The sequence below is a fragment of the Verrucomicrobiota bacterium genome (genome assembly GCA_016871535.1).
Classification (GTDB): Bacteria; Verrucomicrobiota; Verrucomicrobiia; order Limisphaerales; family SIBE01; genus VHCZ01.
Genome location: VHCZ01000274.1, coordinates 1 through 8,014 on the forward strand (window position 1 = coordinate 1; position 8,014 = coordinate 8,014).

At 61.8% G+C, this 8,014-nt stretch carries 6 protein-coding genes and 2 pseudogenes; 6 read left to right on the forward strand and 2 right to left on the reverse strand.

The genetic code is table 11. The features are described from left to right. Nucleotides 1-43: 43 nt before the first annotated feature. The 3 genes and pseudogenes from FJ398_23525 (at nt 44) to FJ398_23535 (ending at nt 2,945) form a co-directional block, all read left to right on the forward strand. Nucleotides 44-688: pseudogene (locus FJ398_23525) on the forward strand (PAS domain S-box protein). Nucleotides 689-1,060: 372 nt separating this feature from the next. Then, nucleotides 1,061-1,582 (forward strand): annotated as a pseudogene (locus tag FJ398_23530) (PAS domain S-box protein). A gap of 145 nt (nt 1,583-1,727) precedes the next feature. Beyond that, nucleotides 1,728-2,945: a response regulator gene (locus tag FJ398_23535; protein MBM3840870.1), complete on the forward strand. Its 1,218-nt coding sequence runs from the start codon at nt 1,728-1,730 to the stop codon at nt 2,943-2,945. A gap of 160 nt (nt 2,946-3,105) precedes the next feature. On the opposite strand, the gene FJ398_23540 is transcribed toward FJ398_23535, so the two are convergent. Next, nucleotides 3,106-3,486 carry a response regulator gene (locus tag FJ398_23540; protein ID MBM3840871.1) on the reverse strand — a complete coding sequence of 127 codons (381 nt, stop codon included), beginning with the start codon at nt 3,484-3,486 and terminating at the stop codon, nt 3,106-3,108. Between the two features lie 688 nt (nt 3,487-4,174). On the opposite strand from FJ398_23540, the gene FJ398_23545 reads away from it, so the two are divergent. Both FJ398_23545 and FJ398_23550 read left to right on the forward strand, forming a co-directional pair. Further along, nucleotides 4,175-4,696 (forward strand): cytochrome c, encoded by a 522-nt coding sequence (locus tag FJ398_23545; protein ID MBM3840872.1) that lies wholly within the window; start codon nt 4,175-4,177, stop codon nt 4,694-4,696. Between the two features lie 155 nt (nt 4,697-4,851). Next, nucleotides 4,852-5,619 (forward strand): glucose 1-dehydrogenase, encoded by a 768-nt coding sequence (locus tag FJ398_23550; GenBank protein ID MBM3840873.1) that lies wholly within the window; start codon nt 4,852-4,854, stop codon nt 5,617-5,619. A gap of 202 nt (nt 5,620-5,821) precedes the next feature. Here the strand turns inward: FJ398_23550 and FJ398_23555 are convergent, their stop codons facing one another. Further along, nucleotides 5,822-6,049, reverse strand: a complete 228-nt coding sequence (locus FJ398_23555; GenBank protein ID MBM3840874.1) for a hypothetical protein — start codon at nt 6,047-6,049, stop codon at nt 5,822-5,824. A gap of 133 nt (nt 6,050-6,182) precedes the next feature. On the opposite strand from FJ398_23555, the gene FJ398_23560 reads away from it, so the two are divergent. After that, a partial coding sequence (locus tag FJ398_23560; GenBank protein MBM3840875.1) for a penicillin acylase family protein occupies nt 6,183-8,014 on the forward strand: 1,832 nt, incomplete at its 3' end.

The window sequence follows — 8,014 nt, forward strand, 5'->3', positions numbered from 1 at the left end:
TGCCTTCGACGGTGTCTTTGCCGCAGAGCGCCTCGACCAAGCCATGGAGATGTTGCATGGCATGATAGAAATCCAGGATCAAAATGGCGCCGGGAAAGTTGACCCGCGCCAGTTCCCAGACCCACGCCGCGCCATCGCGCCGGGCATGTTGTTTGCGACGATTGCCACCTCCGGAATCGTAGTTCAGTTGCTTCGTGAGAATCCGATCAACTCGGTGAGGACGATTCTGGTTCTGGCGCCCGGCCTCCTCGCCGCCGTGGAAATCCTTTACCGGGTCCGGAGCCAGCGCGATCGGATCGACGCTGCCATGCGCGAAGGCGACCGCCGTTTCCGCGCGCTCATCGAGAAAAGCTCGGACGGCATCGTGTTATTCGATCCGCGGGGAACCGTGCTTTACGCCAGCCCGGCCATCACCCGGATGCTCGGCTACGCGGCGCCCGAAGTCGTGGGGAAGAACATTCTCAGCCACGTTCACGAATCCGATTCCGCCGCGCTGTCGAACCAGTTGGTGGCCTTGCTGAACAGCCCCGGCGCCACGGTCGCCGTGCAACTCCGCCGGCAACACAAAGACGGTCACTGGGTCTGGGTTGAGGCCCGGGTGACGAATCTGCTCGCCGAGCCAAGCGTTCACGCCGTGGTGGTGAATTACCGGGACATCACGGAACGCAAGCAGTCGGAAATGCGCCTGGCTGTCTTCTCCAACCTGGCCCAAAAGCTTGCCGCCGCCACCACGCCGGTCGAAGCCGGAAGAATCATCCTTCACGCCGCCCAGGATTTGTTCGGGTGGGACGCTGGATTTCTTCACCTGTATTCGGCGGCCTCCGACGAGATGATTCCAATCATCACCCTGGACGTCATCGACGGGCGGAAGACGGAAGTGTCCCCTTCCCTGATCGGCATGAAACCCACGCCGATCAGCCGGCGGGTGTTGAGTGACGGCCCGCAATTGATCTTGCGCGGACGAGGGCCGGACCCGGAACCGGAGCTGCGGCCGATTGGCAACACGTCGCTGCGCTCCTCGTCGCTGATGTTCGTGCCGATTCGCGACGGGGAAAGGGCCGTGGGCATCCTTTCGATTCAAAGCTACGCGGTCCATGCCTACACGCCGGAAGACCTGCAAACTTTTCAGACTCTGGCCAACCACGCCGCCGGCGCGCTGGCCCGCATTCAAGAAGCCACGGAACGCCAGCGCGCGGAGGAAGAACTGCGCCTTTCGGAAACGCGCTTCCGCACCGTGGTGGAAAACATCGGCGAAGGCCTTCTCATCACCGACCTCGAAGATATCATCCTCTACGCCAACCGCCGGATGACCGAGCTTTGCGGGTATGTTCTGGAAGAAATGATCGGGCGCCGCTCGTATGAACTGATCGTGCCCGCCGCGGCCTGGGACGAAATTCAACGCAAAAATGAGCGCCGCGCTGCCGGAGCAACCGAACGCTATGAGCTGATTCTCAAACGAAAAGACGGCTCTCGGTTCTGGGCGGAGATTCACGCCGCGCCTTATCGCACTCCTGACGGCGAAATCATCGGAACCATTGGCGCCGTCGCAGACATTACCGAGCGCAAACAGAGCGAAGAAGAGGTGCGCCGCTCTGAGGAACGTTTCTCCAAAGCGTTTCGATCCAGCCCGCTCCCCTTGGCCATCACGCGCCTGCGCGATGAGCGGTTCCTGGACGTGAACGAAAGCCTGACTCGCTTGCTCGGTTACGGCCGACATCACCGACCGATTGAACCTGGAGGCGCAACTCCGGCACGCCCAAAAGATGGAAGCCGTCGGCCAGTTGTCGGCCGGCCTGGCGCACGATTTCAACAACATCCTGACCATCATTCAGGGCCATGTGAATCTGCTCTCCACTCTTCCTCATTTCGATCCGGACGCCCGGGAATCCATGGACCACATTGCCGGCGCCTCCGAGCGCGCCGCGAATTTGACGGCGCAGTTGCTCGCCTTCAGCCGGAAACGGATGATGCAGCCCCTGCAATTGGATTTGACCGAGGTGGTCACGAACGCCGGGCGAATGATGCGTGGATTGCTGGGCGAACGAATCGAACTGCAATTCGCTTATCCTGGCCATCTCCCGCTCGTGAACGCCGACGCCGGAATGCTCGAGCAATTGATTATCAACCTGGCGCTCAACGCGCGCGATGCGATGCCGTCGGGCGGGAAGCTGGTTGTCAGCCTGGCAGCGCTGGAAATCGATTCTGCTTACGCGCGCCGAAATCCGGAGGCTCGGCCCGGCGCGTTCGTCCGCCTGACGTTCGAGGACACCGGCTGCGGCATGGCGCCGGAAACCTTGAGCCGGGTGTTCGAGCCGTTCTTCACAACCAAGGACGTCGGCAAAGGGAGCGGCCTTGGATTAGCTTTGGTTTATGGGATTGCGAAACAGCATCAGGGTTGGATCGAAGTGGAAAGCTGCCTGGGCGCCGGCACGACCTTCCGGGTTTACCTGCCTTGCGCAGGGGAGATCGACCGCCAGTCAGCCCCGCCTCCCGCGGACGAAAGTGTGGCGGGCGGAGCGGAAGCCATTCTGGTGGTGGAGGACGAGCCGTCTCTCCGCCAACTCGTCAAAAAAATCCTGAAACTTCACGGGTATAACGTGCTGACCGCCGCCAATGGCCGCGAGGCGCTGGAGATATGGAATCGCAGCGGCCGGCAAATCGATCTCTTGCTCACCGACCTCGTGATGCCGGAGGAACCCACCGGGATGGAACTGGCGAAACGCCTCAAGGCTGAACGGCCCGAGTTGAAAATCATCTACACCAGCGGCTACAGCATTGACCTGAAAGCGTATAGCCCGATTCTGCGCGAGGGCCGCAATTTCCTCGCCAAACCGTTCAATCCCCCCACGCTCACTGCCGCAGTCCGGAGATGCCTGGATGACGTCCACGATTCCGCGATCTCGCATGGTGACCGCGAACCCACGCCCGGCCCGCACTGCTGTTGAATTAAGGGATGAAATCGAGAGTTGCTTCAAGATTTCTCCTTCTCTCCCTCGGCAGGGAGGAGAGGGACGGGGGAGAGGAGGGCCGTCTTTATTGGCTCGCCCCTCTCCTCGGTCCTCTCCCCACTCGTTCCTCGCGGGGAGAGGAAGATGACGAAGAAGTCTAGACTTGCTCCTGGCCCAGCACCGGTTCGTGCAGCATGCCGTGCAGCGTCCTCACCAGCTCCTCGGCGGTGTAGGGCTTTTGGAGAAATCGGACGGAACCAGGATGCGCGGCGTCGAGCGGGCCGGGATTCTCGGCGAGACCGCTGACGGCGAGAATTTTCACGGCGGCGTTGACCTTCTGCAAGGCGCGTATGGTCGCCGGTCCGTCCAGGAACGGCATGGACATGTCCGTGATCACGCCGCGGATGTTTTGCTGGTGTTGAGCGTAGAGCGCGACGGCTTCCGTGCCATCCTTGGCGGTCAAGACGCGGTAGCCGCAGGATTCCAAAGTGCCCCGGGTGATTTCGCGGATCGCGCGCTCGTCGTCCACCACGAGCACGCATTCTCCCGCAGGATGGCGCCCTCTTCATCCATCGTGATGACGGCGTCGAGCGCGGAATCGATAATCAGCCGGGTGCGGGCTTCGCTCTCCCGGAGCGCTTGTTCTGCCCGCAGTCGATTCCTCCAAGGCGCCCATGGCACTGTCGGCTTGTTCGTCACGCGGGGCTACGCGACCGTCATCGTGGGGCGATGGAGAGTACGGATTCCCTGTCGGGTCAAGTACGGATAGGGACAGGCGAGTCCGTTCCGCTCGGAATTCGGTGACGATGCGCCAAACCCTTTGGACTGCGGCGGGAAGCGAAGCGCCTCGCCGCTTTCGCCGACGCTGCCAGGTTACTGCTTGGTCGGCGGGATGGACGACAAAGCTCGTAGCGCAGAGTTGCACTCTGCCGTATCGCAGAATTGTATTCTGCGGGGCGTCTCCCAGTCCGAGCCCGCTGGGACTTGCCGGCGCCCTGCCGATTGGAAATCGGCGATACAGCAGATTGAGAATCTGCGCTACGGTTCTCCGGTCGATCTGTCGTCAATCCCACGGTCTGCACAGTAATGAAGTGTGAGAGCAGCTCAAGGCCGCGCTCCGGGGGCAGCGCGGAAACGCCCGCGCAGCGGACCACATCGCGAAACCGCTTGGCAAGCGGGCTGAACTCAGGTAACCAACTCGCGCTTTTGTGCAATTTGGAAACCGAATGTTGTTGCGAACCGCCTTTGCGCTGGCTGTCCTCAGCCTTTTGATTTTTGCCCAGCGCGCTCGTTCCTCCAGTGGAAGCCAGTCATCGACTGCTCCGGACAAGAAGGCTCCCGCGGTGCAACCGTTGTCGCTGGCGGAACAAGCGCGCTTCGAGGCGGGCAAGGAACTTTACGCCGTCATTTGTGGCGCGTGCCATCAACCGCACGGCAACGGCCAGGAAGGCCTCGCGCCGCCGTTAGCAAACTCGGAGTGGGCCACGGGTTCGGAAGAACGTTTGATCCGAATTTCGCTCCAGGGATTGCGAGGGCCCATCAAAGTCAGCGGGAAAACCTACCAGCAGGAAATGCCCGCCCTGGCCATCCTGGAAGACGAGCAAATCGCCGCGGTGCTCACTTACATCCGGCGCGAATGGGGAAACGCCGCCGCGCCGGTCGATCCCAAGACCGTCGCGAGAATCCGCGCCGAGACGGCCAAGCGCGAAGACGCCTGGACGGAAGCGGAACTCCTCAAAATACCGTAGGCCGCAGCAAGATTCGGGTGCAACAGGAGCAAACAGAGAACACAGAGTTCGCGGGGCAACCCGGCGCGACGAGTCTGATTCCTCTTCGAGTTCGCGGCCTCCGTTGTCTGTGTAGCCTCCTGTTCGGCTTGAATTCTCCTTGCTGAGTCTGGCGTATGTTCAGCCTTCAAAACAAAATCGCTCTAGTCACCGGCGCGGCTTCCGGAATCGGCGCGGCCATTGCGGAGGTGTTCGCGCGCGCGAATGCTTGCGTGTTTGTCGCCGATTGCCACGAGAAGGCCGGCCTGGAAACGGCCGCTTGCATCCAGCGCGAAGGTGGCCAGGCTGAATTTCTCCCGCTTGACGTGGCGAACGAAGAGCAATGCGCGCGCGCGGCAGATCTCGTGCTTCGCAGCAAGCAGCGGCTCGATATTCTCGTCAACAACGCCGGCATCGGCCATGTCGGCACCATGGTGCAGACGACGGGCGCGGATCTCGACCGGATGTATTGCGTGAACGTGCGCGGCGTTTTCAACGTCACCAAAGTGTTTCTCCCCGGCATGCTCGCGCGGAAATCCGGCAATATCATCAACCTGGCGTCCATCGGAGGCGTCGTCGCGGTGCGCGACCGGCTCGCGTATTGCACGACGAAATTCGCGGTCGTCGGGCTGACCAAAAGTTTAGCGCTGGACCACGCGAAGGAAGGCATTCGCGCGAACTGCATTTGTCCGGGCCGCGTTGAGACCCCTTTCGTGTCCGCGCGGCTCAAGGAATATCCCGATCCTGCGAAGGCGTATCAGGAAATGTCTGCGACCCAGGCGTTGGGCCGGATGGGGAAGCCTGAAGAAATTGCGCACGCCGCCTTGTACCTGGCCAGCGACGAGTCCGCTTTCATCACGGGAACCGCCTTTCTCATCGACGGCGGCTGGAGCGCGGGCAAGTGACACAGCGCGGAGAAAACCGCAACCATAGCAACCACGGATTACACAGATCACACGGATCACGGATCAAGAAGCTACCCGTGCTCATCCGTGTTATCCGTGGTAGATCTTCCTGGGAATGCAGTTAACGACGGTGGGGCGACGCCCTGCGGAGCCTATCTTCGATGGCATTGGCTCGGCGGGAGCCTCGCCCCACCCGCTTCTTTCAGCCATTGAGTTCGAGGGCTGATTTGCGCAGAATCTCTCCAGTCCGACGAATCAGAACCAACACCGCGCCATCCCTTCCCATGAACCGTTCCTCCGGACCGTGGCCTTTAGGCCGCTTCAACGCTCGACTGCGGAGAGCGCGCGGAAGCAGCCTGAAGGCTGCGGTCCGCAGGGTTTTCGGTTCAAGGCCCATGTGCATGGCCCAAAGGCCAAGAAAGCTTCCCATGAACCAACCCACCCCTTCGCCCCTCCTAGGAGGGGAGCTCTGTCCGACGTCGCAGGTCCCAGTTCCCCTCCTGGGAGGGGAAGGGGTGGGTTCATCGGCCTTGTGCATGGCGCCGAGGCGATGGCAGGTCGCCATGAGAAGCCCATCTGTCGCATTGCTCGCGTTCCTTGCCGAACTGGCCTTCGTTAGCTCGGTGCCCGCTGCTTTGAGCGCGGACGATCTCCAGGCCCGCGCCCGGAACGCGCTGGCCCAGACTGCCGGCGAGATCAGTGTGCCCGGCTTGCGCCGTCCGGTGAAAGTGCTTCGAGATTCCTGGGGGGTGGCGCACATTTATGCCGAAACTCAATCTGATCTTTTCTTCACCCAAGGTTTCGTCGCCGCTCAAGATCGCCTCTGGCAACTCGATTTGTGGCGGCGCGTCGGCGAGGGCAAACTCGCGGAAGTCCTGGGGCCGCGCGCCGTGCAGCGCGACCGCTTTGCGCGGCTGCTCCGCTATCGCGGCGACATGAACAAGGAATTCGCGAGTTACGCTCCGGACGGACGCGAAATCATCGAATCGTTCGTACGCGGCGTGAATTTCTTCATCGAATTCAGCCGCGACAGACTTCCCATCGAATTTCAACTCACCGGAATCAAGCCGGAGCCCTGGACGCCCGCAGTCTGCGTGACGCGCATGGCCGGCTACATCATGACGCGCAACGCCGGGATGGAAGTGGCGCGCGCCCGATTGATCCGCGAGTTGGGTGTCAAGACGGTCGAAGAATTGGTCCCGACCGATCCTTACCGCCCGCTGGAAGTTCCGTCTGGTCTGGACCTGGAAGGGATCGATGCCCGCATTCTCGCGAACGCTACAGGCGCCGGCGCGGCCAGCCGGTTCGATCCGCTCGACGGCAGCAATAACTGGGTCGTGGATGGCACGCGCACGACGACCGGCAAACCGCTCCTCGCGAGCGATCCGCATCGTCCGATCATGCTGCCGAGCCTGCGGTATATGGTGCATTTGGTCGGACCGGGTTGGAACGTGATCGGCAGCGGCGAACCAGCGCTGCCCGGCGTCGCGATCGGCCACAACGAACGCATCGGCTGGGGCATCACCATTTACGGGATCGACCAGCAGGATCTCTATGTGGAGGAAACGAATCCGGACAATCCTGACGAATATCGCCGGCGCGGGCGTTGGGTGCCGATGCGCGTGGAGCGCGAGCACATCAAAGTGAAAGGCGCGGCGCAACCGGTCGAAGTGACGCTCAAATTCACGGCGCACGGCCCGGTGATCTACGAAGATGCGAATCGCCACCGCGCGTATGCGTTGCGCTGGGTGGGGAGCGAACCGGGATCGGCCGGTTATCTCGCGTCGCTGTCCGTGGGCCGCGCGCGGAACTGGAAAGAATTCGAGCGCGCGCTGCAGCGCTGGAAAGTGCCGTCGCTGAATTTCGTTTATGGGGACGTCGATGGAAATATCGGTTGGCACGTCGGCGGACTGGCGCCGGTGCGCAAGGGTTGGTTCGGCCTGTTGCCTGTGCCCGGCGCCGAGGGGCGTTACGAATGGCGCGGCTTTCTGCGCGCGACGCAACTGCCGCATTCCTACAACCCGGCGAGCCATTTCTTGGCCAGCGCGAACAACAAGTTGATTCCGCCCGGGTACCGCCAGGAATTGGGCTACGATTTCGCAGCGCCTTTTCGCTACCAGCGAATCGAAGAAGTGCTCGGCGCGGGGACGCGTCAATCCGAAGCAGCGTCGGTGGCGGTAGGGCGAAGAGTCCTCTCTGAGCCGAACGACGAGCGATCTTTCCATGAACCCGGTAGGGACGGATTCCACTCCGTCCCTGAACTTACTCAACGATCGGAAGAGCCAATCCAGGGACGCGGTGGAACGCGTCCTTACCAGTTCATGGGGCATAGGCATGGTTTTGAAACCAAGGAAGCTTTCCATGGCTTGGCGGCTCGCCGGGACGGACTCGCCCT

What these genes read in the sequence shown, in the direction of transcription:
- FJ398_23550 (MBM3840873.1), top strand. Translation starts at nt 4,852, where the DNA reads ATGTTCAGCCTTCAAAACAAAATCGCTCTAGTCACCGGCGCGGCTTCC.
- FJ398_23555 (MBM3840874.1), bottom strand. Translation starts at nt 6,049, where the DNA reads ATGGGAAGCTTTCTTGGCCTTTGGGCCATGCACATGGGCCTTGAACCG.
- FJ398_23545 (MBM3840872.1), top strand. Translation starts at nt 4,175, where the DNA reads ATGTTGTTGCGAACCGCCTTTGCGCTGGCTGTCCTCAGCCTTTTGATT.